The organism is Mesorhizobium sp. M0894 (assembly GCF_040319725.1).
In the GTDB taxonomy this organism is placed as follows: Bacteria; Pseudomonadota; Alphaproteobacteria; order Rhizobiales; family Rhizobiaceae; genus Mesorhizobium.
On the sequence record NZ_JAMYOG010000010.1, the window covers coordinates 49,912 to 72,751 of the forward strand.

The 22,840-nt window shown below is 63.1% G+C and carries 20 protein-coding genes; 13 read left to right on the forward strand and 7 right to left on the reverse strand.

Annotated features, from left to right (window positions below):
• Positions 1 to 239 precede the first annotated feature (239 nt).
• Entirely contained in the window at positions 240 to 1,532 is a 1,293-nt protein-coding gene (locus NKH91_RS19835; RefSeq protein ID WP_352844631.1) for an Nramp family divalent metal transporter, read from the reverse strand.
• Between the two features lie 236 nt (positions 1,533 to 1,768).
• Here NKH91_RS19835 and NKH91_RS19840 point away from each other — a divergent pair, with 236 nt between their 5' ends.
• Together NKH91_RS19840 and NKH91_RS19845 are read left to right on the forward strand one after the other, a co-directional pair.
• Positions 1,769 to 2,074, forward strand: a complete 306-nt coding sequence (locus NKH91_RS19840) for a hypothetical protein (RefSeq protein ID WP_023722367.1) — start codon at positions 1,769 to 1,771, stop codon at positions 2,072 to 2,074.
• A 324-nt stretch (positions 2,075 to 2,398) separates the two neighbouring features.
• Entirely contained in the window at positions 2,399 to 4,654 is a 2,256-nt protein-coding gene (locus tag NKH91_RS19845; RefSeq protein WP_352481681.1) for an alpha/beta fold hydrolase, read from the forward strand.
• Between the two features lie 120 nt (positions 4,655 to 4,774).
• On the opposite strand, the gene NKH91_RS19850 is transcribed toward NKH91_RS19845, so the two are convergent.
• Entirely contained in the window at positions 4,775 to 5,629 is an 855-nt protein-coding gene (locus NKH91_RS19850) for an aldo/keto reductase (RefSeq protein ID WP_352451452.1), read from the reverse strand.
• A 229-nt stretch (positions 5,630 to 5,858) separates the two neighbouring features.
• Between NKH91_RS19850 and NKH91_RS19855 the strand changes: the two genes are divergently transcribed.
• The 4 genes from NKH91_RS19855 to NKH91_RS19870 all read left to right on the forward strand — a co-directional run bounded on the left by NKH91_RS19855 (position 5,859) and on the right by NKH91_RS19870 (position 8,236).
• The gene (locus NKH91_RS19855; RefSeq protein WP_352844627.1) at positions 5,859 to 6,494 is read left to right on the forward strand and encodes an ankyrin repeat domain-containing protein; all 636 of its coding nucleotides are present in this window, start codon (positions 5,859 to 5,861) and stop codon (positions 6,492 to 6,494) included.
• Positions 6,495 to 6,639: 145 nt separating this feature from the next.
• Positions 6,640 to 7,029, forward strand: a complete 390-nt coding sequence (locus tag NKH91_RS19860; protein WP_352481715.1) for an ArsR/SmtB family transcription factor — start codon at positions 6,640 to 6,642, stop codon at positions 7,027 to 7,029.
• Entirely contained in the window at positions 7,026 to 7,559 is a 534-nt protein-coding gene (locus NKH91_RS19865; RefSeq protein ID WP_352481679.1) for an SRPBCC family protein, read from the forward strand. Before NKH91_RS19860 ends, NKH91_RS19865 begins: the two co-directional genes overlap by 4 nt.
• A 101-nt stretch (positions 7,560 to 7,660) precedes the next feature.
• Positions 7,661 to 8,236 carry a dihydrofolate reductase family protein gene (locus NKH91_RS19870; protein ID WP_352481678.1) on the forward strand — a complete coding sequence of 192 codons (576 nt, stop codon included), beginning with the start codon at positions 7,661 to 7,663 and terminating at the stop codon, positions 8,234 to 8,236.
• Between the two features lie 109 nt (positions 8,237 to 8,345).
• On the opposite strand, the gene NKH91_RS19875 is transcribed toward NKH91_RS19870, so the two are convergent.
• On the reverse strand, positions 8,346 to 9,146 hold the full coding sequence (locus NKH91_RS19875) for a class I SAM-dependent methyltransferase (RefSeq protein ID WP_352481677.1): 801 nt from the start codon (positions 9,144 to 9,146) through the stop codon (positions 8,346 to 8,348).
• 166 nt (positions 9,147 to 9,312) lie between these two features.
• Positions 9,313 to 10,296: a DUF930 domain-containing protein gene (locus tag NKH91_RS19880; RefSeq protein ID WP_352481676.1), complete on the reverse strand. Its 984-nt coding sequence runs from the start codon at positions 10,294 to 10,296 to the stop codon at positions 9,313 to 9,315.
• A 203-nt stretch (positions 10,297 to 10,499) separates the two neighbouring features.
• On the opposite strand from NKH91_RS19880, the gene NKH91_RS19885 reads away from it, so the two are divergent.
• Both NKH91_RS19885 and NKH91_RS19890 read left to right on the forward strand, forming a co-directional pair.
• Positions 10,500 to 11,933, forward strand: a complete 1,434-nt coding sequence (locus tag NKH91_RS19885; protein ID WP_352481675.1) for a coiled-coil domain-containing protein — start codon at positions 10,500 to 10,502, stop codon at positions 11,931 to 11,933.
• A gap of 164 nt (positions 11,934 to 12,097) precedes the next feature.
• Positions 12,098 to 13,621: a serine hydrolase gene (locus NKH91_RS19890; protein WP_502896280.1), complete on the forward strand. Its 1,524-nt coding sequence runs from the start codon at positions 12,098 to 12,100 to the stop codon at positions 13,619 to 13,621.
• 30 nt (positions 13,622 to 13,651) lie between these two features.
• Here NKH91_RS19890 and NKH91_RS19895 read toward each other — a convergent pair whose 3' ends face one another.
• Positions 13,652 to 14,587 (reverse strand): hypothetical protein, encoded by a 936-nt coding sequence (locus tag NKH91_RS19895; protein ID WP_023722353.1) that lies wholly within the window; start codon positions 14,585 to 14,587, stop codon positions 13,652 to 13,654.
• Positions 14,588 to 14,872: 285 nt separating this feature from the next.
• Between NKH91_RS19895 and NKH91_RS19900 the strand changes: the two genes are divergently transcribed.
• Positions 14,873 to 15,313 carry a lipid-binding SYLF domain-containing protein gene (locus NKH91_RS19900; RefSeq protein ID WP_023677323.1) on the forward strand — a complete coding sequence of 147 codons (441 nt, stop codon included), beginning with the start codon at positions 14,873 to 14,875 and terminating at the stop codon, positions 15,311 to 15,313.
• Between the two features lie 18 nt (positions 15,314 to 15,331).
• Here NKH91_RS19900 and NKH91_RS19905 read toward each other — a convergent pair whose 3' ends face one another.
• A complete protein-coding gene (locus NKH91_RS19905; RefSeq protein ID WP_023722352.1) occupies positions 15,332 to 15,964 on the reverse strand; it encodes a TetR/AcrR family transcriptional regulator in 633 nt (210 codons plus the stop codon).
• A 779-nt stretch (positions 15,965 to 16,743) separates the two neighbouring features.
• Here NKH91_RS19905 and NKH91_RS19910 point away from each other — a divergent pair.
• Genes NKH91_RS19910 through NKH91_RS19920 form a run of 3 tightly spaced genes read left to right on the forward strand, consistent with a single transcriptional unit; the run spans position 16,744 to position 20,527 of the window.
• Complete coding sequence (locus NKH91_RS19910) at positions 16,744 to 17,229, forward strand: (2Fe-2S)-binding protein (protein ID WP_502899007.1); 486 nt, start codon at positions 16,744 to 16,746, stop codon at positions 17,227 to 17,229.
• The gene (locus tag NKH91_RS19915; protein WP_352844623.1) at positions 17,226 to 18,209 is read left to right on the forward strand and encodes an FAD binding domain-containing protein; all 984 of its coding nucleotides are present in this window, start codon (positions 17,226 to 17,228) and stop codon (positions 18,207 to 18,209) included. Before NKH91_RS19910 ends, NKH91_RS19915 begins: the two co-directional genes overlap by 4 nt.
• Complete coding sequence (locus NKH91_RS19920; protein ID WP_352844622.1) at positions 18,206 to 20,527, forward strand: xanthine dehydrogenase family protein molybdopterin-binding subunit; 2,322 nt, start codon at positions 18,206 to 18,208, stop codon at positions 20,525 to 20,527. Before NKH91_RS19915 ends, NKH91_RS19920 begins: the two co-directional genes overlap by 4 nt.
• Before the next feature lie 229 nt (positions 20,528 to 20,756).
• Here the strand turns inward: NKH91_RS19920 and NKH91_RS19925 are convergent, their stop codons facing one another.
• Positions 20,757 to 21,767 (reverse strand): zinc-dependent alcohol dehydrogenase family protein, encoded by a 1,011-nt coding sequence (locus NKH91_RS19925; RefSeq protein WP_023722348.1) that lies wholly within the window; start codon positions 21,765 to 21,767, stop codon positions 20,757 to 20,759.
• Between the two features lie 106 nt (positions 21,768 to 21,873).
• Here NKH91_RS19925 and NKH91_RS19930 point away from each other — a divergent pair, with 106 nt between their 5' ends.
• Positions 21,874 to 22,803, forward strand: a complete 930-nt coding sequence (locus tag NKH91_RS19930) for a LysR family transcriptional regulator (RefSeq protein WP_352549412.1) — start codon at positions 21,874 to 21,876, stop codon at positions 22,801 to 22,803.
• The last annotated feature ends 37 nt before the right edge of the window (positions 22,804 to 22,840 follow it).

A 22,840-nucleotide genomic window follows, 5' to 3' on the forward strand; every position in this document is an offset into this window, starting at 1 on the left:
CAAGCGACTTTGCCGCCGCACACCTCCACCTCGAACGAGCCTGCCATTATTTGAGCGGCGAGGACGAGACGAGCCGCACGGCTCGTGCGGCTCTGGATCTCCTGATCGATGCAATTGTCGCGGCGCAATACAAGCGGCCCACGGGCGACGTTGTGGAATTTCCAAGACCGGCAAAGCTGGGACAATCCGCAAGCGGGAACGGGTAATCCAACCGGCGGCATCCCTTTGCTTCCGCCTGATCACATGAACCAGGTTGCCACCAGGCCGATCGTCGCCGAGAAAATAGCGGCGGTCGTTGCCCAACCGAGTATGTTGGTGCTGCGGCTGTTCACCTGGTCGCCCATGATCCTGCGGTTGTTCGTCATCAGCATGATGAGCAGCAGCAAGGGCGGCGTCGAGAAGCCTTGAACGATGCCGGACCAGACCAGCGCCTTCATCGGATTGAAGCCAAGGAAGTTGAGGCCGGCGGCGATCGCGGTAAAAAATCCGATGGCGAGATAAAATTTGGGCGCCTCTCGAGCCCGGGCGTGCAGGCTGTTTTTCCAGCCGATGGCTTGCGCCACATCATAGGCAGCGCCGGTGGTCATGACAGGAACCGCGAGGAAACCGACGCCAATCACGCCTGCGGCGAACAGAACGCCTGCGGCCTGGCCGGCGAGCGGCCGCAGCGCCTCCGCCGCCTGCGCGGCCGTGTCGATATCGTGGTGGCCCGCCTTGTAGAGCGTAGCACCCGTCGACAGGATGATGAAATACATGATGAGATTTGAAAACATCATGCCGATGAGGATGTCCCGGCGAGAGCGACGGAGTTCGCTGTCGGTGGCGCCCTTCCTTTCCCTGAGCGTTGTCCGCCCCTGGGCAATCTCCTCCTCGACCTCCTCATTGGACTGCCACGTGTAGAGATAGGCGGACAGCGTCGTGCCGATGATGGCGACCAGGATCGACAGGAACTCACGGTTGAATTCGATCCTGGGGAGCAGCGTCCCGCGCAGCACCGCCGCGGCGTCCGGCTTGGCCAGAATGGCGGCACCGACATAGGCGAGCAGCGCCAGCGCCAGCCAGCGAAAGATGTTGCGGATCAAAGTATAGGAGCCGAAGACCTGGAGGGCGAAGATGAGGGCGGCGACGAACAGCACGATCAGCGGAATGGGAAGCGGCACGAATATGTTGATCGCCGCGGCCATTCCACCGAGATCCGCCGCTGCCTCGATGGTGTTGCCGACGAGCACACCCAAAAGCACCGACCAGAGCAGCCACCGCGGGTAAAAGTCCTTGATGACGTGGAACAATCCGCGCCCCGATACCTGGCCGAGCTTCGACGACAGGTAGACGACCGCGTACATCATCGGCAACGTCACCGGAGCCGTCCAAAGCAGGTCGGGTCCGAAACGGGCGCCGGCGCTGGCATAGGTGCCTATCGCGGAACAATCGTCGTCGGCCGCCCCTGTTATCAGGCCGAGGCCGAGCGCGCGGCCTATGCCGCCTTTACCCTCCTCCGGTGGGGTGGAACGATCGGAACCGGCCTGCCTCATTGCGATCGGACCGGGTTGGGAACGAAGGGCGCGGCCTGCCATGCAACAATGCTAACGATCGGTCGGCGCGCTGGTCTCATTTTGCTTCCTTCAACAACTTGCCCAAACCCGGCGCGCCATGACTTGTTCCTCGACGACGGGGCAGGGATTTTGCCTCAGGCAAAAAAGTTCGGGTTGACCGCTTCCGAACGCGAAGCGACTATCCGCGCGAGGCGAAGATCGCAGGAGGAAGTGCAATGGACGAGCCCGATCAGTGGCGCCACATGTCGAGCGCGCCAAGGGACGGCAGCAGAATCCTTGTCACGGTTCGGCCTTCCGAACAGGGGCCGGCCGAGGTCGACATGGCTTACTGGGCCCGCGCCGATCAGTTCGGCAGCGAAGGCTGGCGCGCTTCCGATTCGTCTCCAGGACGCATCGTCGAATATGCCGAACCCGAACTGAAGTGCTGGATGCCGCTGCCGTCGGCCAATCTCAGCAAAGGCTCAATGCCGAGCCCGTGGGAAGGCGAAGATGTGCCGCTGGTGGATGGCTCGGGGATATGAAAGGGCCGGATGCCCAGGACCTCCAAGAGCCGATATCCACGGCCACCCGCATTCGCCAAAAGTGCGCGCAAGCTGACCGCGGCGGTCCGGAAATCGAACCCCTGGATCATTGACGCCCGGCGGGCCCGCTGGTTCTCAAGATAGCGCGCGAGCGCAATGTCGTGGCGCAGTGGCCCGCCGCGCGGCTGCGGGTCCTGCCTTGAATCATCATGCCAGATGGGCCATTCCGTCGGGGGTAGCACAGCGTCCTCCTGAGATACCAGTCTCCCGACACTTGTCTTCCCTGCGTCGTGAGAAACGCGGTGGAGCCAGCGTGAAGGATTCGTGAAAAACACCAGGCCGGGCGAAATGACGGTTGAAATAGAGGCAAGTACAGGAAAGGATCGCAAAGAAGCTGTGGCTGTGGCGGATCCGATGGCGCACCCTCATCTCTGTCTGTTAGGCGGCTTTGACTTTGCCGGAGGAGCGGTGGCCCCGGTTTTCAGCCGCAAGGCTCGCGCCATGCTGGCTTATCTCGCCCTGCAATCCGGACACTCCCAATCGCGCGAGAAGCTCGCCGCGCTTTTGTGGGGCGGCAACAGCCAAACCCAGGCCCGAATGAACCTTCGACAGGCCCTATCCGCCATAAGGAAAGGAATGGGCGCATCCGATGGCGAAAGGTTTCTGAGCGACGGCGACAGCATTACGCTCAATCTCGACGATCTTGATTTCGACGTCGCGCGGTTCGAGTCGCTGGCCGCCGGCTCCGACCCGGAGCAACTCGAGCAAGCGCTCGTCGTCTATCGTGGCGACCTCCTGGACGGGTTCGGCCTGAAGGAGGAGCCGTTCGAAGATTGGCTCAGAGTGGAGCGCGAGCGATTGAGGGCAATCGCAACCATCGTGCTGGAGAAGCTCGTCGCGCACTATTCGGCAACGAATGATCTTCCATCATGCCTGCGGGCGGCGGTGCGCCTGCTGGCTTTGGAGCCCTTACGGGAGGATATCCACCGAGCCCTGATGCGGACCTATGCCGCCCAGGGCCGCTTTAACCTCGCGCTGAAACAGTATGAGCGCTGCCGTGATGTGCTGCAACTGCAGCTCCGCTTGCAGCCCGAGCCGGAGACCCGGCAACTCTATGATGACCTGCGGACGCGCCGCGTGACGCCGCAAGCCGCTACCCGGATAGCCGCCTCGGTGTCGCCTTCCCAGACACCGCCAACGTCGGCAGCCCGAACAGGTGAGCGGCCGGCGTCCCGGGCCGAGCCGATGCGTCCCGCGACCCACTATGTCAAATCGGCCGGAATCAACATCGCCTATCAGGTAACCGGCGACGGGCCGGTCGACCTGATCTATGTGCCTGGGTGGGTCTCCAACCTCGACCTTGCCTGGTCATCGCCGCGGCTGGCGCATATGCTCCAGCGTCTCGGTTCCTTTGCCCGCCTGATCCGTATGGACAAGCGAGGCACCGGACTGTCCGATCGCAATGTTGGTTTGCCAACGCTGGAAGAGCGGATGGAAGACATGCGAGCGGTGTTGGATGCGGTCGGATCAAAGCGAACGGTTCTGTTCGGCAGCTCCGAAGGGGGGCCTATGTGCATGCTTTTCGCGGCGACCTATCCCGAACGAACAGCGGCTGTCGTGCTCAACGGAACCTATGCCAGCGGCCGATGGTCGCCGGATTATCCATGGGCAAGGACAAGCGAGCAGGTAGAAGAAGATCTGACCGCCGTCGAGAGACAGTGGGGGGAGCCGGCGGACATGAGCAACGCCGCGCCCAGCCTGATGAACGACAGTTTCGAGAGAGAATGGTTCGCCGCCTATCTTAGGAATTCAGCCTCGCCTGCCGACGCGGTCGCGCTCTGGCGCTGGGGCACTGAAATCGATGTTCGCGCCCTTCTCCCAACCGTTCACGTCCCGACACTGATCGTGCAGACGGCGGGCGACCGCTGGGTAAAACCGGAAGAGGGGCGCTACCTGGCAACGCATATCGAAGGCGCCAGATACATTGAGCTTGCCGGCCGTGATCACGTAATCTGGGGGGAGAATTCCGATCGTTTGGTCGACGAGATCCAGGCTTTTGTCACCGGCTCGCTGCCGGCAACGTCGAGCGAGCGCGTGCTTGTGACGGTGCTGCACATGGAAATCGTCGGGTTGCCGCCGGCTCCCGTCAACGCTAGCGACCGGGCGCGGCGCGATCTGATGCAGCGACACGACGACGAGATACGCAACGAATTGCATCTTGCTAACGGTCAGGAAATCAGCCGCACCGGAAACGGGTTTCTCGCGGTATTTCTGCGACCAACGCGGGCGATCCAATGTGCAATCGCGGTCCGTCGTCGAATGAAGAGGTTAGACCTTCAGGTTCGCGCGGCAGTCCATATTGGCGAATGCGAAAGGCGCGGAGACGACTTCACCGGTGTTGCAATTCAACTGGCATCACATCTGCTCGACGTTGCCGGACCGGGCGAGATCATCGCGTCGCGCACGGTTCGTGATCTCGTGGCCGGTTCCGGCCTGGCTTTTGAAGAGCATGGCGAGATGGAGCTTGCAGGTGTTCCCGGCAGCCTGCAGCTTTTTTCCGTCAGTGAACCGGCTGCCTGAGGTCCCGCTGGGTTGGGATATGAGCCGGAGAGTTCAATAGGCCGGCGGGACAGCGCCCCCCTCTGTCCTGCCGGACATCTCCCCCACAAGGGGGGAGATCGGCAGCTTCACTGTCGGCCCTCAGAACAGGAATGCGGCTGTAGCGGGGTTTGGGCCGGTGCGGCCGTCGGGCGAATCCATGCCCCGGATAAGCTCGAGGTCTTTCGCTTCCAGCTCGAAATCGAAGACGTCGAAATTGGCGGCGATGCGGTCTTGGTGGATCGACTTTGGAATGACGATCAGCCCTTCCTGAAGATGCCACCTGACGATCGTCTGCGCCACCGACTTGCCGTGTTTCCTGGCAATGCTTTCAAGCGTCGGATCGCTCAACAGCCGGCCGCTGCCCAGCGGGCTCCAGCTCTCGATGCGGATGTTGTGCCTGTCATGAAATTCGCGTTTGTCACGCTGCTGGAAGCGGGGGTGGAGCTCGATCTGGTTGACGGTAGGCGTGACGCCGGTCTCGCCGATGATCCGTTCGAGATGGTCCTGGTTGAAGTTCGAAACGCCGATCGACTTTATGCGGCCTGATTGCCTGAGTTCGATCAGCGTCTTCCAGGCTTCGACATATCTGTCCTGGCTGGGCACCGGCCAGTGGATCAGGAACAGGTCGATCTGTTCGATGCCGAGCTTGCTCATCGTCTCGTCGAAGGCGCGCAAGGCGGCGTCGCGCTGATGGGCGCCGTTGCGCAGTTTCGAGGTAATGAACAACTCGCTTCTCGGCACGCCGGCCGAGCGGATCGCCTGCCCGACACCTTCCTCGTTCTGATAGCCTTCGGCGGTATCGATCAGCCTGTAGCCGGCCTCGATCCCCCAGCGCACCACCTTGGCCGTGATGGCTGGATCGACCTGCCATACGCCAAGGCCGATTTGCGGAATGGCGGAGCCGTCGTTCAATCTGATCTGTTCAGGTCTATTCAGGGTAATCTGTTCAGGCATGTTCACGTCCTTCTGCATCGTTCCGCCCGGCGCACGCTCTATCTAGTCTGGATGACCGCCAAAGCGAGTCAATATCAGGAGAATGTGAGGAGACGGACGTGAAGCGCTGATCTCGATGTCCGTTCGGGCCGACAGCGTTCCAGCTTTTGACCCATTGGACTCCAGTACAGGAGCCGCCATTATCGCGGATAATGTGGTATTCTATCGACTATCCGAGGAGGCGACTGCGTTGACCAACAGCTTGGAAGCCGAAGGGGCAAGAGACTGGTCGCCTCTGCTGGTCGCGGCAGAAAAAGGCGATGCGGAGGCGGTTCGATCGGAATTGGCGGCTGGCGCCGATATCAATCAGCCGGACGATGGCGGCTGGTCTGCACTTCACCTTTCAGCCCTCAATGACCACACAGCTGTGGTGGAGGCGCTGATCGAAGACCCGGAAATCGACGTGAATTCCAGAAACAAGTGGAAGAGCACGCCCTTGAGCCTTGCGTCCGCCAGGGGACATTACGCGTGTATCTCAGCCCTGGTGAAACACCCCCAAATAGAGATCAACGCGCGAGCTGACTACTACGGCAGAACGGCTCTTATCGAGGCGGCGAAGAACGGGCATCTCGAAGTCGTCAAGTTGCTCGTGGAGAATGGCGCGGAAGTAAATCTGACCGACAAGACGGGGAGAAACAACGCGCTCATCGAGGCTATCAAGGGGCGGCACTACCAGATCGCGGAATACCTGCTGGATTGTGGGAAGGTGAGCTTTATCAACAAGGAGATGAGGCTAAACGCCCTGATCTGGGCTGGCAGCTGCCACAACCCTCAGCTTATCGAAAAGCTGGAAGCCGCGATCCACGCTTTCTTCGAAGGCAAATAAGGGCCTCGCCCTTACTGTCGCGGGGCGCGTCCGTATCTCCCGTCACGTCGACGCGCTCGATGGCGCAAACAGCCCCGCAGCGCTTCACATAAATTATTCAACCAAACGGTTGACTATCTCAAAGCGTGTGCCTATATTCAACTACATGGTTGAATTAGAGACATCCCAGATGGACGCGGTTTTTCACGCCCTTGGCGACGCCACCCGCCGGCACATGCTTCGCGATCTCGCCGATGGCGAGAAAACGGTAAGCCAGCTGGCGGAACCCTTCGTGATGTCGCTCGCGGCCGCCTCCAAGCACATCAAGGCGCTGGAGAACGCAGGGCTTATTCGTCGAGAGGTGAGGGGCCGCACGCATCTGTGCCGACTAGCCCCTGGACCGCTGGCCAGCGCCCATCAGTGGCTCAGCTTCTACGAGCGCTTCTGGACCGGTCGTCTCGATGTTCTCGAACGCCTTCTTCGCGAAGAGGACGCACGCAAAGCCCAGGATGAGCCCAGGAAATCGCCCAATCCGAAAGAAGGAGACGAGCAATGAACCAGATGAGAACCATCGGCGCCTATGGCGAGCTGACCGAGCCCGCCACGTTCACCATCCAGCGCCTTTTGCCCGGCCCCATCGAGCGCGTCTGGGCCTATCTCACCGAGAGTGACTTGCGACGGCAATGGATGGCCGCAGGCCAGATGGAAATGAAGGCCGGCAGCTCGTTCGAGTTCGTCTGGCGTAACGACGAGCTGACCGACCCGCCTGGCCAGCGCCCCGCGGGCTTCCCCGAAGAGCATCGGATGGAGGGCCGGATCACCGAACTCGATCCGCCGCGCAAGCTTTCCATCACCTGGGGAAATACCGGCGGCGTCTCCTTCCTGCTGGAGGCGAAGGGTAGCGATGTGCTGCTCACCGTCGTCCATCGGCGCCTGCCGGAACGTGCAATCCAGCTCAACATCACCGCCGGCTGGCACGTGCACCTCGACCTGCTGGCCGCCCGCCTGGCGGGTAAGACACCGACCTCGTTCTGGGGCGACTGGAGCCGCCTGCGGGACGAATACGACCGCCGCCTGCCGGCCTGATGTAACTCGCGGCGGCCATCCCTGAGGTCGCCGCCAGCCACACGAAGCAACGATGATCCGACGAAACGTGCTTGCATCCCGCAAGCCTGATGGAGGAAGTCATGCGTAAATTGATCACTGGAATGAAAATTTCCGTCGACGGCAAGATGGAGGGACCCGAGGGTTACGCTGATTGGGTCGATGCGTGGTCTGAGGAATACGGCCTGACGCCGCAAATCGATGCCTGCCTGCTTGGCGGCGTCATGTATGCTGGCTACGAGCGCTACTGGAGCGCCATCCAGAACGAGCCCGACAAGCCGCTGCCGATGACCGGCAAATTGCCGAAGCCGGCCGAGCTCGAATGGGCCCGCTTCGCCGCGCAGACGCCGCATTATGTGCTGTCGAACACAATGACTTCGGCGGCCTGGCCAAAGACGCGCTTCGTGCGGAATTTCGAGGATATCGCTGCGCTGAAACAGCAGCCCGGCAAGGACATCTACCTTATGGGCGGCGCCCGAATTACCGCGAGCCTTATCGATGCCGGGCTGGTGGATGAACTCAGGCTGATCGTCTATCCGCTGCTCGCCGGTGAAGGAAAGGCGCTGTTTGGAACGGCGAAGAATCGTCGTGGGCTCGAACTGCGCAAGGTTGAGCAGCTGTCGGACGGCCGCGTCGGGCTGGTCTATGGGATTGGCTAAAGCGCGTCGCGTTCGATCGGCCTCATGGGACGCGCTTTAGATTCTTTGTTATGCATGTCGTTATCGCAAACCGATACACACTTTTGCGCGACATGCATTAGCGCCAACGTCAGGCAACGACACCGCGGCAGGCCCAGGCGACATTGGCAAAGGACCTCGGGCCGTCGGGCCGGCCGGCCTCATAGGCGTCGCGCATGGCGGCGTCGGTGCGCGCCCGCTCTTCTGGATCGAGCGTGGCCACATACTTGCCGAGCGGCCCTTCGCCGGCGGCAATCGGCGCCCAGTAATCATCGAAGTTTTGGTAGTCCATGCGGATCATCAGCTCGGTCTCCGTAACGTCGCGGAGACCCTGCTCGACAAAGGTCCGTTTCATTTCGCCCGGCTGCACCATCGGCTGGGTGCAATAGCGGGCGCGCAGCTGGCGTCCGCCTTCACTGAGCACTGCCACCGTGTCGATCATCATGCGCATTCCGGGCATGCCGCCGAGATGGTCCCATACGGTCGCCGCGACCACGCCGCCCGGCCGCACGACGCGTCGCATCTCAGCGACTGCCTTGCCGGTTTCGGGCACGAAATGGAGCACGAGCAGCGCCAGGGCGCGGTCAAACGCGCCGTCCTCAAAGGGCAGAGCGCAGGCATCCGCCTGGCGGATTTTTATCCGCGGGTCGGTGTTGCGCCGGATTGCCTCCTCGACGAAAACGGCCGAAAAATCGATCGCGGCGATCTCACGGAGTTCAGCGGCCTTGACGAGCGCGAAGGTCAGGCTGCCGGTGCCACAACCGACGTCGAGGATCTTTTCGCCGTCCTTAAGGCCCGCGAAGTCGATGAACAGCGGCGCGAGCCTTTGGCTCCAGCGACCCATGAGCTGCTCATAGCCGGCAGCATGGTGAACATTGAAACTTGAAGTCATCGAACCCTCCCTTAGCATAAGCTAAACCTCGACACAGCGATTGCCAAGGCGGGCGAGCATTCGTCCCACCGTGAGGCGGCCGCTGGCGAAAGCCACCTTACGGATGCCGGGGCGCGAAGACTTCGCCGGCATCGTGGATTTGATGCGGCCGGCGAGCCGACCTCGATCAGTCTGGGCCACCCATTTGGCGGGCAGTCCGCGGCGCTGGCACTGGATCTCCAACACGGAAGGCGAACGACACGACTTTCGTCGCATCCGGATCGACCTCGCAACGAAAGCTCAGAGCGTACCACTGCCCGCCGGCGCGGAACTCGGTCCTGGAGACTTGCATGATATTGCCGGCCTTCAACCTGAAGGGACGCAAGACGTCAGGAAAGTAGGGGGGCGAAGCATGGCGCAACTGTTCGCGCACTTCCCAGAAGCAGAGCTGACCGATCCGATCGGGGCGCGGCACATTTCTCATGGCGGTTGTCGCGATCGGATCACCGGTTGCTGTTTGCGAGAACAATCTTTTCGCTTCTTCAAGCTTCAGCGGCTTTTGCACCTTGGCCGCTCGCTTGGGCTTAGGCGACGCGGATGCGCCAGGCGGCGGAGCGGGGTCTTTGCCGTCTACCGCAGTCACGTCCGGCGGCTGCGCAAGATCCTGTTTATCGGGATCTTGCGGCGCCGTCGGTTGTTCCGAACCATCCTCCGCACTGTTGCCGTCCAGAGACTTGCGAGGGCCGGCGTCCTTCTCGCCGAATTGGAAGACAGGCCTCTGAGGGCCGGCTTCCGGATGCGCCGGCGTCTCGATCTTTGCTTCCGGCGGCTTTTCGGGCTTGGGCGGTTTCGCAGGAGGCGGAGGTTTGGCTTTCTCCGATGGTTTGGGCGGCGGCACCAGATCCACCCCGATGGCCTGCTCCTTCTGCGGCTGCGGGGGCGACACCGGCAGCGCGGACAACAGAAGCGCCGCGGCGAGCAAATGCAGGACCGCGGAGGCAGGCAAGGCCCACCTGAATACCTGGCGCTGATCCCGTATCTCGTCCGTCATCGTGACCGGTGTGTGGAATGAAATATTGGCGGCATCAAGCACCGATGCCGCCAGACGTCGAAATAACCGGTTCATGTCGAGCTTCGACGGTTTTGCGGCGGCCGAGCAGATGCCGCCCAACGCGTTCGTTGGAACTGTCGCCGTCGCTACGAATCGCGCCATCGGCGACTGCCGCGAGGCGCGTCATTCAAATACACGAGGACAGTGGCCGAGCCTGTCCCTAGCGTGGCGTCGGCCAGAGCGCACGGTCAGGGGGTGAACCCGTATTCGGGGGAGGCGAATGTTCGCTCCTTAACGGCGCTGCACGAGAGGGATATTCAGTCATGAATTTCAAAGGTTTGATCAAGCGTGCCGAGACTGTGGAGAGGGCGTTCAAGGAGCTCGAAACCGATTTGGCGGATGCGTTTAGCGAATGTCTCAACGTGGACGATCAGTCGCCGTTGAACGACGTCACTGTCCCGGATGAGACTGTGTCGGATGGGAATCTCGCGGCAATGGATGACAGCTCGCAACTTGAGGCCAATGCGGATGCCTTCGAGACCGCGCGACGGCTGACGCCCCACACGCAAACCCGGCTCGCTGCCTTAAGTGCGGTCGATGGGCTCTTTCACGACGCGCAGGAGTATCTTGGGGAGATCCATGCGAAACTGTCGGAGATCGCGACCTCGCATCATCTGACAGGCGAATTCCTGAAACTCCTCCACGGCGACATTCTTCGCGCCAACGAATTGGAGCTGGCAAATACCAGCTTGACCGCGCAACAAAGAGCACTATCCGAACAGCTCCACGATGCAACCAGAAAGCAGCGCGAGCGCGACAGCGCTATCGAGGCGCTGCAGCAGCACGAGGCGAGCCTGGTCGAGGACAAGGAAGCACTTCGCGGCGCGCTGGCTGCAGCAAGGCTGGAACTCGTCGTGGCAGGCAATGCGAGCGCAAAACGCGAGGCCGAGTTCGGCGAGCTTGTCAAAACGCTCTCGGCCAGAGCGGTCGAGGCCAACAGACGCTCGCGCGAGAACGAGATGCTGCGGGAGAAACATGTCAGCCTGTCGATCGACCTCGACAAGGCGCTGAAACGGGAGGCCGAGGCCCGGCACAGGCTGGACGAACTCTCGACTGTCCACGCCAATGACGCCGCACAGGTTTCGGAACTGCTGGCCGCGCTTGGCAAGAGCGAGAAAGAGGAAATGCGGCTGCAGAAATCGCTCGACATGGCGCAGGCCAAGCTGTCGGAAATGACGGAAGCGGCCCGCATCAGGGACGGGGACAGGGAAGCCGAACTTGCACGCGGTGTCGCGGAGATGACCGGCTTGCGTTCTGAGATCGAGGATCTCCGATCGCGACTGGAAGCCGCCTCGAACCACAACAGCGAAGCCGTCAGCGAGATCGCCAGGCTCAAGGCTCAAGCGAGCGACGCGGTGGCCGAAAAGCAAATCGCCGAGGAAAAATTGTCTGCTCTCATGAAGGAGAGCGAAAGCGACAAGATGAACCTTTCCGCGGTCAGCGCGAATTTTTCGCAGCTTTCCCTGCAGCAGGCATCCGAACAGATACAGTTCGACGTCCAGCGGCAGGAATGCGAGGATCTGCGTGCCGAAGTCGCGTCGCTTCAAGCCCGGGTCAAGGAACTGTTGCCCTATGAGCGGCTCCACAAGGTCACCAACGCCAGACCGCGTGAAGACGGCGTGGTCGAGATCACCGCTGCGGTGGCGGAGAAGGCCCGCGCCAGCAGGCGGCGCCTTCGCCTGCGCGCGGCATCCTAGCGGCTGTCTGAATTTCGACTGGTGCGAAACCGACATCCGTCAATGGATGGCGGGTCGAGCGTGAGGCTGGCCTTCCCTGCGTCGGCCTGCAATAGTGCACGCCGGTGAAGCGGAGGGGGCTGAGCATGCGGCTATTCATAAAGCGGAACCACCTCCGTTGGAGGATGTTGGCCTTCATCGCTATCATGGTGCTTTTGCCGAAAGCGGCGTCGGCCGATACCATCCCACCCGACAGGATCGCCGCGGCCCTTGCGAAGCTCGAATTACTCGCCGAAGGCGTCGTCGCGGATGGTAGCGTGCCCGGTCTGGCCATCGGCGTCGTGCATGGCGACGAGGTGATCTTCCTCAAGGGATTCGGGCATCGCGAGACCGGCAAGCCGGAGGCCGTCGACGCCGATACGGTCTTCCAGATCGCCTCGCTCTCCAAACCGGTCTCAGCCACCGTCGTGGCGGCGCTGGTCAGCGACGGGATTGCTTCGTGGGATTCGAAGATCGCCGACCTCGATCCGGCTTTCCGGCTCGCCGAGCCCTATCCGACCAGCGAACTCACGGTCCGCGACCTGTTTGCGCACCGCAGCGGGCTTCCCGGCACGGCGGGCGACGACCTCGAGGACATTGGCTATGACCGCGGGGAGATCCTGCGCCGCCTGCGGTTCGTGTCGCCGTCGTCGAGCTTTCGTGCCGGCTATTCCTACAGTAATTTCGGACTGACCGAGGGTGCCGTCGCCGCCGCGAAGCCGACGGGCAAGCCCTGGGAAGAGGTCGCCGAAGAGAAGCTCTATCGTCCGCTTGGAATGGCCTCGACCAGTTCGCGTCATTCGGACTTCATCAAGCACGCCAACCGCGCCGAACTCCACGCCAAGATCGATGGCGCCTGGGCCGCGAAGGTCCAGCGCTATCCGGATGCGCAGGCGCCAGCAGGCGGCGTCAGTTCCACCGCACGCGATCTCTCTCAATGGATGCGCCTTGTGCTCGGCAACGGGGCCTACGCCGGCAAGAGACTCATTGCCGCCGATGCGCTGGACCAGACACATATTCCCTTGATGGTTCGCGGCAAGAACCCCGTCTCCGGAGGCGAGGCCTTCTACGGCCTCGGCTGGAATGTCGAATTCGGCCGGCACGGGCTGGTCTGGGGTCATGCGGGCGCCTTCAGCACCGGCGCACGCAGTCTGGTGATGCTCTTCCCCGAGGAGAAGCTTGGCATCGTCGTCATCGCCAACGCCTTTCCGACAGGCGTGCCGGAGGGACTGTCCGACAGCTTCGCCGATCTCGTCTTCGACGGAACGCTGGGGAAAGATAAGGTAAAGGCATGGAATGATATCTATGCAGGCATGTTCGGGCCGGTGATTGCGGCGGCCAAGGCCACCTATGCCGTGCCGCCCTCTCCGGCAAGTCCGGCCGGGCCAGCCAGTGCCTATGCCGGCCGTTACTTCAACGACTTCATCGGCGATGCTATTGTGTCGGGCGAAGGAGAGGCTCTTGTCCTCAAGGTCGGGCCCGCCGGTGCGCGGTCCTATCCACTGAAGCATTTCGACCGCGACCTCTTCGTGACCTTCCCCGATGCCGAGATGCCGGACAGGCCCTCGGCCGTCAGCTTTGTCATCGACCCCGACGGCAAGGCGTCGGCCGTGACCATCGAGTTTCTCAACGACAATCATCTCGGCACGCTGCAGCGCGAGGGTGATTAGCCGTCGCGGGGCGGGCGAGCCTTTGCCGGTTCAGGATGCCGGGCCGAACTGGAGCAATTTGAAGCAATCGCCGCTGCCCGGCGTCGCTTGCGTCAGGAAGGGTTTCGACCGGTCGATCCATTCTTGGTGCGACCTGGCATCGGCTTCGATCTCATTGGCCGGTGCAAGCTTGACGAAACCGCGCCCCTTGCTGAACAGCCAGCATGCGCGGCCGAGAAACCGCCTGCTGCGCTGGCGCAGGAGGTCGGCATCATAAAAAATGTCGAGCACCTCCTGCTTGATCTTCCGCTCCTTTTCGGGATTGGCGATCGCAACCTCGATCGCCTCGCCGCCGATCGCATCCTGCAGGTCCTTGTAATCCAGGGCGATCTGAGTGGTGGCATATTTGATGTCGCTCTCGTCCCGGACGATGTTGAACCATAGCGTTGGGTTGAGCTCGTTGACGACGAACGATGCTTCGAAATCGCGTGATAAATTCAGGGTATCGAACCCCTGAACATCGACGTCGCGTTCGACCAGAAGGATCTGCGAAACCTGCTTGGCGAGCGCCGTCCCGTGGGCGCTGACCGCGGCATTGTTGCCGCCGAGTTCCGGACTGACATAGGCGCCGCCATCATCCAGCAGCGCATCGAATTCGCCAAGGGCCTCCACGACGGCGCCGCCGCGGGCAATACGCGCCGCCAGTTTGGCGAGAACCTGCTGGAGCTCCGTTTCGCGTTTACGCTGGTCCTGATAGTTCTGCTGGAAAAAGAAGATGAACAGGGACACGCCAATGCCGATCAGGATCACACCCAGCTGCGAAAAGATGTTGCGATAGTATTCCAGCAGCTTTTCACGATGGCGTACGTCGTCACGCACACTGTGCGCCACACGGAGATTGACGATCAGCGAAACGACCAGGAGCCCGGCACCGACCAGGATCAGGCCGCCGATCAGCAGGTAGCCGTAGCCAGAGTTCAAATCCATTCTTTGCCGCGCTCCCGAAGCCCCAGACAGCGCAGACTAATACCGTTCGGCTTCAACACCTACGTTTTCATAGGAGCGCCGGCGAAGGATTCCCACCGTTCGGCCGCTGTTCTTACAGCCAGGTCTATGCTCGCCGTCCGCCTCGTTTCGTAGCGGTCTTCTCGCAGCCGAATTCAGGCCGCGTGCTTGGAACCAATGACGGGCGAGACTGTTCAGCTATGACTTTGATACGACGCCGATGTGCCCGGTCGGCTGGGCATGCGGCGATCTTGAGGAGTTCTCATCATGAAGATTTCGTCCAGATTTCGTTCAGTCGCGGTTGCCGTCATCGCCGCCGCGGCAGTTAGCTTTGCCAGCGTCGCGCATGCCGACAGCGGTACGATCCGCTTCGCCATCTACAAGGCGGCCTTTTTCATCGGCGGCTCCGGAGGCGAGGGCACACTGACCTTCCATGGTCGCCGATATCCCATCTCGGTCGGCGGCATCTCGGGCGGCCTCGCCTTCGGCGCCTCCAAGACCTATTTCAAAGGTACCGTGCGCCACATACGCCGCGCCCGGGATGTGACGGGGGTGTACGGTGCAGCGGGCGGTGGCGGCGCGCTTGGCAAAGGAGCCCAGGTGATCGTCATGACCAATGACAAGGGTGCCCAACTCGAACTCACAGGCAGGCAGGTAGGTCTGCAAGTCAACGCCGATCTCAGCGGTATGAGCATCTCGCTGAAATAAGGGCAGTCATTGCATTCGTCATTCCCTGGATGGGCCGGATTTGGCCGCTCCAAACCGCAGCCCATCCATCAGCAGCGACACCAATCGGCGCGAGCGGTCGCGCCAGTCCTTGGTGTCCGGGGCCGAATAGATGCCGCCCAGCGCATGCAGCACGTCGGAGGCATCGACGTCGCTGCGGATCGAGCCGTTGGCGACCGCGGCATCGATCAGCCGCCGCAAAGCCAGCGTCACCCTGCCCGAAACGTCGGAGAACAGGGTGGAGTTGGTTGTGAGCAGGATGCGCAGGCTTGTCGACAGCCCGCGCTTGGTGGCGATGTAGTCGACGAAGCGCTGCATCCATTGTTCGAGCGCGACGTCGGGCACATGATCGTGGGCGAGTTCGTCGGCCGCCTGGCACAGTCCTTCCACTTCGCGCCGATAAACCACCTCGACCAGATGCTCGCGCGTTGGGAAATGCCGGTAGAGCGTGCCGATGCCGACGCCGGCCTGACGCGCAATCTCCTCCAGCGAGGCATCGACGCCATGCGCGGCAAAGGCTTTCGCCGCGACCTCGACCAGTGCGTCGCGGTTGCGCTGCGCGTCGGCGCGCAGCGGTTTTGCAGCGGCGGCTTCGGCCTTGTCTCCAGATATGACGGGCGGCTCTGCGGCCAATTTTTTCTCCAGTGTTGATCCGAATAGGGCAGGCCCCGTTTCAACAACGGAGACGCCTCCAACTTCGTTACGCCTCCGACAAATATAATCGCAAGTAAATACAATCACAGGATCGAGTCTGGGCCGGCGTTCCGCATCTTGCCTGTCCCGGTGGATGACGACGGAGGATATTTCCTGGCGCGGCCGGCACTCCTCATCTGTTCGGCCGATGCCCTGAGGCAAAAATGAGCCGACATTGAGCACGATCCCCTCAGGATCATTGGACTGTCCTGCCCCTACAGACAGTCCAGAGAGCACCACCGGCTTGGGCCGGTGGTGCTTTTTTACCACCCTCCTTCGGCGCCCCAATGGTCCGCTCGTTGCTCTGTTTCGAGTGTTGCGGCTGAATCCGAGCGATTGTCGGCGCGCGAGCGGTTGCCGCGGCGGCTTCAGGCTTGGCATGACGGCTGCTGCCCTGCCAATTTTTTCAATTTCGATCGATTTCGATCCGGGGCTTGAACAGGGCAGAGCAGGTCCCTACGTAGTAAACGGAGGCGCCTCCGATTTGTGGAGCGCCTTTATCATGTAATCACGGGATCGGGTATGTCACGTCTTTCGACCTCGCAAGCTGCAGCCTTCCCAGAGGTCGCGCCAAGTCGAACCGAGCCCTTCCGCCCTGCCGGGCATCTGCCCCGCAAGGGGGAGATTAGCCTTCACCTAGCCATAAGCTGACCTTGCCGCTCGCCGGCCGGGCACCAGATCATCCCCTCCCGCGTCAAGCAACTGGAGCCAGACGCCCCATGACAAGCATAACCCGAACTCCAATCCAACTTCAAATCAATGGACATCGACGTGAACTGGAGGTCGAGCCGCGCGTTACGCTGCTCGACGTCTTGCGCGACCATCTCGGCCTGACCGGGACCAAGAAGGGATGTGACCAGGGCCAGTGTGGCGCCTGCACGCTCCATATCGACGGCCAGCGCGTGCTGGCCTGCCTGACGCTTGCCACTCAGGCTGAAGGCAGGGACATCACCACCATCGAAGGGCTTGCCGGGGAGGATGGCACGCTGCATGCGGTGCAGGCCGCCTTCCTCGAACAGGACGCCTTCCAGTGCGGCTATTGCACGCCGGGCCAGATCATGTCGGCGGTCGCCTGCATTCGCGAGGGCCATGCCGGTTCCGACGAGGAGATCCGCGAATACATGGCCGGCAATCTCTGCCGCTGCGGCGCCTATCCGCATATCGTCGCCGCCGTGCGCCAGGCGGCAATGGAGGCCGCATCATGAGGGACTTTTCGTATCTCCGCGCCGGCTCCGTCGATGCAGCCCGCCAGGCAGCGGCGCTACCGGACGCCATGCTTTTGGCCGGCGGCACGACGCTTGTCGATCTCGCCAAATGCGGCGTTGCCGAACCCGAGACCGTGGTCGACATCACCCATCTCAGGGGACTGGATACGATTGCCGTCGATGACCGGGGCGCCACGATCGGCGCGCTGGCCAGGATGAGCCAAGTCGCCGACCACGCCGATATCAAGAGCCGGTTCCCCGCCGTCTCGGAAGCATTGTGGCAGGCCGCATCGGCGCAGTTGCGCAACATGGCGACGATCGGCGGCAATTTGATGCAGCGTACGCGCTGCCCCTATTTCCGCGATCCGGCGAATTTCCCCTCTTGCAACAAGCGCTCGCCCGGCAGCGGCTGCTCGGCGATCGGCGGCGTCACCCGTGGTCATGCCGTGCTCGGCACCAGCGAAGCCTGCATCGCCACCTATCCCGGCGACCTGGCGGTTGCGCTCGTCGCCTTCGACGCGATCCTCCATCTCGGCGACCGTCAGGTCGCCGTCGATGATTTTTTCCTGCCGCCGGGCAGCACGCCCGAACGGGAACATGCGATCGAACCCGGCGAGATGATCACCGCGATCGGCATTCCCGCTTCGGCCGCCGCCCGCCGCTCGACCTATCTCAAGGTCCGCGACCGCCAGTCCTATGAATTCGCCGCGGCAAGTGCCGCGGTCGGTATCGAGTTCGAGGCCGACGGAAGGACGATCCGCGATCTGCGCGTCGCGCTTGGCGGCGTCGCCACCAAGCCATGGCGCGCCCGCGCCGTCGAAGAGGCGCTGAAAGGCAAGGTGCTCGAGCCGGAGGTCGTCAGGCAAGCCAGCCTGCTCGCCGTCGAGGGCGCCGTCGACCATGGCGCCAACCACTACAAGATCGAACTGGCGCCGCGCGTCGTCGCCCGCGCCATCCTCAAAATGGGAGAAACGGCATGACCGTTCACGAGTTGAGAACAAGACCTGGCGATGCCAAACGCGGCGACGCTTCGGACGGCGCCGTCCTCGCGGATCAGGTCGGCGGCCGGCTGTCGCGCGTCGACGGACCGGCCAAGATCACCGGTGCCGCCAAATACGCCGTCGAGCAGCAGCTCGAGGGGCTCACCTATGCGGTGCTGGTCGAGAGTACCATTGCCGCCGGCCGGGTGCAGTCGATCGACACGGCAGCGGCCGAAGCCGCGCCGGGCGTGCTGCTGGTGCTGACGCCCGACAATTTCCTGCCGCTGAGAACCGCCACGGACTGGCTGGGCACGCCGCCGCCGGCTGTTGCCTATTGCCCGCTGGCGCGCAGCATCACCTTCAGCGGCCAGCATATCGCGGCGGTGGTGGCCGAGAGCTTCGAACAGGCGGTCGCAGCCGCGGCGCTGGTCAAGATCGCCTATGACGAGGCGCCGGCGATCGTCGACCTCAGCGATCCGAAAGCCGGCGACGGCATTGCGGTCGATGCGATGACCAAGGAGTGGGGTGAGGCGGAGACCGCGTTCGCCTCGGCTCCGGTCAGGATCTGCAACGCCTACAACACGCCGCGCGAATACCATGCGCCGATGGAGCCGCATGGCCTGATCGCAAAGTGGCAGGACGACCAACTCACGGTCTGGGAGCCGAGCCAGTGGCTCGACGGCATGGCGCGGACCTATGCCGAATGGTTCGGCGTGCCGTTCGAGAATGTGCGACTGGTCTCGCCCTATATTGGCGGCGGCTTCGGCTCCAAGGCGTTCGCCTATGGCTACGGCGCGGTGGCGGCAGTCGCCGCGAAAATGCTGGGACGGCCGGTGAAGCTGGCGGTCAGCAGGCCGCAGACCTTCACCGCCTATGGCGGACGGGCGGCGACGCGCCAGACCGTGGCGCTCGGCGCCAACGCAGAGGGTCAGATCCAGTCGATCGTGCATCGCGGCGTCAACGAGACCTCGGTCGACGGCATGTGGGTCGAGCCGCTCGGCTCGGTCACCTCGGTCATGTACGCGACGCCGAATTTCTCGTCGCGGCAGAACGTCGTGCGGGTCAACACGGTGGTGCCGGGGGCATTGCGCGCGCCGGGCGAGAACCCGAGCGCCTTCGGCATCGAAAGCGCGATCGACGAGCTCGCCTATGAGGTCGGTATCGACCCGCTGGAAATCCGTCTCAGGAACTATGCCGAGCAGGATCCGCATGCGAAGAAGCCGTGGTCGACACGGCAGCTGCGCGAGGCGTTCGCGGCCGGCGCTGAAGCCTTTGGCTGGTCGAAGCGGACGCCCCAGCCGCGTTCGATGCGCGACGGCAACCAGTTGATCGGCTGGGGCGTCGCCGCCGGCACCTACCCGGTGCGGCGCGCCTATGGCGAGGCGGTCGTGCGCATTCTCGCCGACGGCTCGGTTGAGGTCGAAAGCTCGTCGATCGACATGGGGCAGGGCACCTACACGATCTTGGCGCAGACCGCCGCCGAGGTGCTGGGCGTGCCGGCGGAAAACGTCATCGTCAAGCTCGGCGATTCCCGCTATGCCCGTGCCGGCGTCACCGGCGGTTCGCGGCTGGCCGGGGTGATGACCGGCGCCGTCCACAAGGCGGCGAGTGCCGCGCTCGACCAGTTGGTCGGGCTCGCCATCAGTGATCCGGCTTCGCCGTTCCATACGCTGCAGGCCAACACGCTCGTCGTCGCCAATGGCCGCATTTCGTCGCCGCGCGGCAACGGCCCTGAAGTTTCCATCGCCGAACTGCTCAGCAGCGTCGGGCGCCAGCATATCGAGGCCAAGGGCGACACGATGCCGGCCAATTCGACGGTCGAGGACCGCTACAAGAACTACACCACCATAGCCATGGCGCTGCCGCACACCGAGGGCGACTATTCCCGCCACAGCTGGTGCGCGCATTTCATCGAAGTGCGCGTCGACGAGGACTTTGGCACGGTTCGTGTGTCGCGCGTGGTATCGGCGCTGGATTCGGGCCGGCTCTATAACCCCAAGCTCGCCGAAAGCCAGTGGAAGGGCGGCATCATCATGGGCATCGGCCAGGCGCTGCTCGAGGAAGGCATCGTCGACCGCCGCCACGGCCGCATCGTCAACAACAACCTCGCCGACTATCTCATCGCCACCAATGCCGACATTCCCGACATCGAGGTAATCTCAGTCGGTATTCCCGACCCGCATTCCTCGGTGCTTGGCGGCAAGGGGGTCGGCGAGCTAGGCATCGTCGGCGTGGCGCCGGCGATCGCCAACGCGGTATTCCACGCCACCGGGAAACGGGTGCGGGATCTGCCGATCACGCTGGAGAAGCTGATTTAGGCGGACGCGGTGGAACTGCCAATCTCCCCCCTCGTGGGGGAGATGCCCGGCAGGGCAGAGGGGGGCGTGAAGGATCGCCAGCGTTCAGTTCAACTTTGATGAGCTGAGAACCTTACGTGGGTGCGCGAACTGCTTGATAGGCTGGAGGGACAGCGCCCCTCTCTGTCCTGCCGGACATCTCCCCCACGAGGGGGGAGATCGGCAGCTTGAACGCCCTGCCTTTTCAGGCTCACCACGACAGACTGAACGCAAGCTTGCCGAAATGCCGGCCGCCGGCCGCCATGTGGGCGTAGGCCTCGGTCGCCTGGTGCTGGCTGTAGATTGTGTCGATGACCGGATCGATACGGGCGGCGCCGATAGCGCGCGCAGCGTCGCGCAGGTCGGATACCGAACCGGTGTTGTTGCCCACTACCTTGAGCGCCTTGATGATGATCGGCAGCAGGTTCGTGGTGGCCTCGGCGCCGGTGACGAAGCCGATCGCGAACACCGTGCCGCCGGGCGCCGCGGCATTGATTGAGCGGGCGAAGGTGGCCGAGCCGCCGGTCTCGACGATCAGATCGGCGCCGAGGCCGTCGGTCAGCTCGAGCACCTTGGCGTCCCAGTCCGGTGTCTCACGATAATTGATGAGATGATCCGCACCCAAGGCCTTGGCGCGGGCCAGCTTTTCGTCCGACGACGAGGTGATGATGACCGTGGCGCCGGCTGCCTTTGCCAGCTGCAGGGTCAAGATCGACACACCGCCGGTGCCGAGCAGGACGACGACTGATCCGGGCCCGGCATCGGCGGCGCGGATCGCGTTCCAGGCGGTGGTGCCAGCGATCGGCAGCGTTGCTGCCGCTTCGAAGGACAAGTGAGCCGGCATCGGCACGACGGCATTGGCCGGCAGCACGACATATTCGGCGAGCGAGCCGGGCAGTGTCAGCCCGCGCATCTCTCTGGTCTCATAAGGCCGCGGACGGCCGCCGATCCAACGCGGTTTTGCATGGGCGATGATGCGGTCGTTGACGGCGAGCCTCGACACGCCCTCGCCGATGCCGACGATCTCGCCGGCGCCGTCGACGACGGGAATGAGCGGAAAGCTCGGGCCTGGATAGTTGCCGCTCGCGATCGCGACGTCGACAAAGTTGAGGCTTGCGGCGCGCAGGCGGATCAGCACTTCGCCGCGCTGCGGTTCAGGCGTGGGAACGGTGGCCGCGCGAAACGCGTCCAGTCTCGGGGCAGTCAGTTCGATCGCTTTCATGTCTCACTCCGGTTGATGGGCCGATTGACGGGCCGGGATTGAGTGAAACTAGCTGCTGCGCTATTGGTATATAATCCTTGGCTTTTACATTTGAGCTCTGCGCCAGATGCAGCAATCGCACGAACCGGCAGCATTGGCCGAAATGGCCGCCTTCGCGGCAATCGCCGAAGCACGCTCCTTCACCAAGGCGGCGGCTCGCATCGGCCGCGACGCAACGATCCTGTCGCGGCGCCTTGCCTCCCTGGAAGAGCGGTTGGGCGTGCGCCTGCTGCACCGGACGACGCGAAGCGTGTCGCTGACCGAGGCGGGTTCGGAGTTCCTCGTCCGCATCCGCGCTATCCTGGCCGCCGTCGACGAAGCCGAGGCTGTCGCGTCGGCGCATGCCGGCGGCGGGCCGCGCGGCGTGCTGCGGCTGGCGCTGCCCGGCTCGTTCGGGCGCATGTGGATCGGCCCCCTGCTGCCACAGTTTCTCGCCGAATTTCCCGACGTCCGTATCGAGGCCGAGTTCTCCAACCGCTTCGTCGATCTCGTCGCCGAGAATTTCGATGTTGCCGTTCGTCTCGGCGCGCTGGAGGATTCGCGGCTGGTGGCGCGCAAGGTCGCGACACGGCGGCGGCTGCTGTGCGCCGCGCCGTCCTACCTCGCCCGCCGGGGCACGCCGGCTGCGCCGGAAGCGCTGCTGGAACACAGCTGTCTCGGCTTCTCAGGCTTCCAGACCTTTCCGGCCTGGGAGATGACCGACACCACGGGCCGCCGCGTCAGTATCGAGGTCTCCGGCCCGCTGGTCACCGACGACGCCGAGGTCCTGGTCGAAGCCGCCGTGCAAGGCGTCGGGCTGATGATGAGCACGGATTGGCTGGTCGGACGCGAGCTCGCCGACGGCCGGCTGGTGCCAGTGCTGGAGGACTGGACCCTTGCCGACGAAGGGGCCGTCTATGTCGTCATGCCTTCGGCCAAGGGGCAAGCCGCCAAGACACGTGCCTTCGCCGACTGGATCGGCAAACGCTTTGCGCCGGTCCCGCCGTGGCAGAGGTGAGGGTGCTGATCTCCCCACGAGGGAGATTATGCGCTCC

Bases quoted from the DNA above. Each gene is read 5' to 3' on its own strand.
- NKH91_RS19835 (WP_352844631.1), bottom strand. From the start codon at position 1,532: ATGAGGCAGGCCGGTTCCGATCGTTCCACCCCACCGGAGGAGGGTAAA.
- NKH91_RS19840 (WP_023722367.1), top strand. From the start codon at position 1,769: ATGGACGAGCCCGATCAGTGGCGCCACATGTCGAGCGCGCCAAGGGAC.
- NKH91_RS19850 (WP_352451452.1), bottom strand. From the start codon at position 5,629: ATGCCTGAACAGATTACCCTGAATAGACCTGAACAGATCAGATTGAAC.
- NKH91_RS19860 (WP_352481715.1), top strand. From the start codon at position 6,640: ATGGTTGAATTAGAGACATCCCAGATGGACGCGGTTTTTCACGCCCTT.
- NKH91_RS19865 (WP_352481679.1), top strand. From the start codon at position 7,026: ATGAACCAGATGAGAACCATCGGCGCCTATGGCGAGCTGACCGAGCCC.
- NKH91_RS19870 (WP_352481678.1), top strand. From the start codon at position 7,661: ATGCGTAAATTGATCACTGGAATGAAAATTTCCGTCGACGGCAAGATG.
- NKH91_RS19875 (WP_352481677.1), bottom strand. From the start codon at position 9,146: ATGACTTCAAGTTTCAATGTTCACCATGCTGCCGGCTATGAGCAGCTC.
- NKH91_RS19885 (WP_352481675.1), top strand. From the start codon at position 10,500: ATGAATTTCAAAGGTTTGATCAAGCGTGCCGAGACTGTGGAGAGGGCG.
- NKH91_RS19890 (WP_502896280.1), top strand. From the start codon at position 12,098: ATGTTGGCCTTCATCGCTATCATGGTGCTTTTGCCGAAAGCGGCGTCG.
- NKH91_RS19895 (WP_023722353.1), bottom strand. From the start codon at position 14,587: ATGGATTTGAACTCTGGCTACGGCTACCTGCTGATCGGCGGCCTGATC.
- NKH91_RS19900 (WP_023677323.1), top strand. From the start codon at position 14,873: ATGAAGATTTCGTCCAGATTTCGTTCAGTCGCGGTTGCCGTCATCGCC.
- NKH91_RS19910 (WP_502899007.1), top strand. From the start codon at position 16,744: ATGACAAGCATAACCCGAACTCCAATCCAACTTCAAATCAATGGACAT.
- NKH91_RS19915 (WP_352844623.1), top strand. From the start codon at position 17,226: ATGAGGGACTTTTCGTATCTCCGCGCCGGCTCCGTCGATGCAGCCCGC.
- NKH91_RS19920 (WP_352844622.1), top strand. From the start codon at position 18,206: ATGACCGTTCACGAGTTGAGAACAAGACCTGGCGATGCCAAACGCGGC.
- NKH91_RS19925 (WP_023722348.1), bottom strand. From the start codon at position 21,767: ATGAAAGCGATCGAACTGACTGCCCCGAGACTGGACGCGTTTCGCGCG.
- NKH91_RS19930 (WP_352549412.1), top strand. From the start codon at position 21,874: ATGCAGCAATCGCACGAACCGGCAGCATTGGCCGAAATGGCCGCCTTC.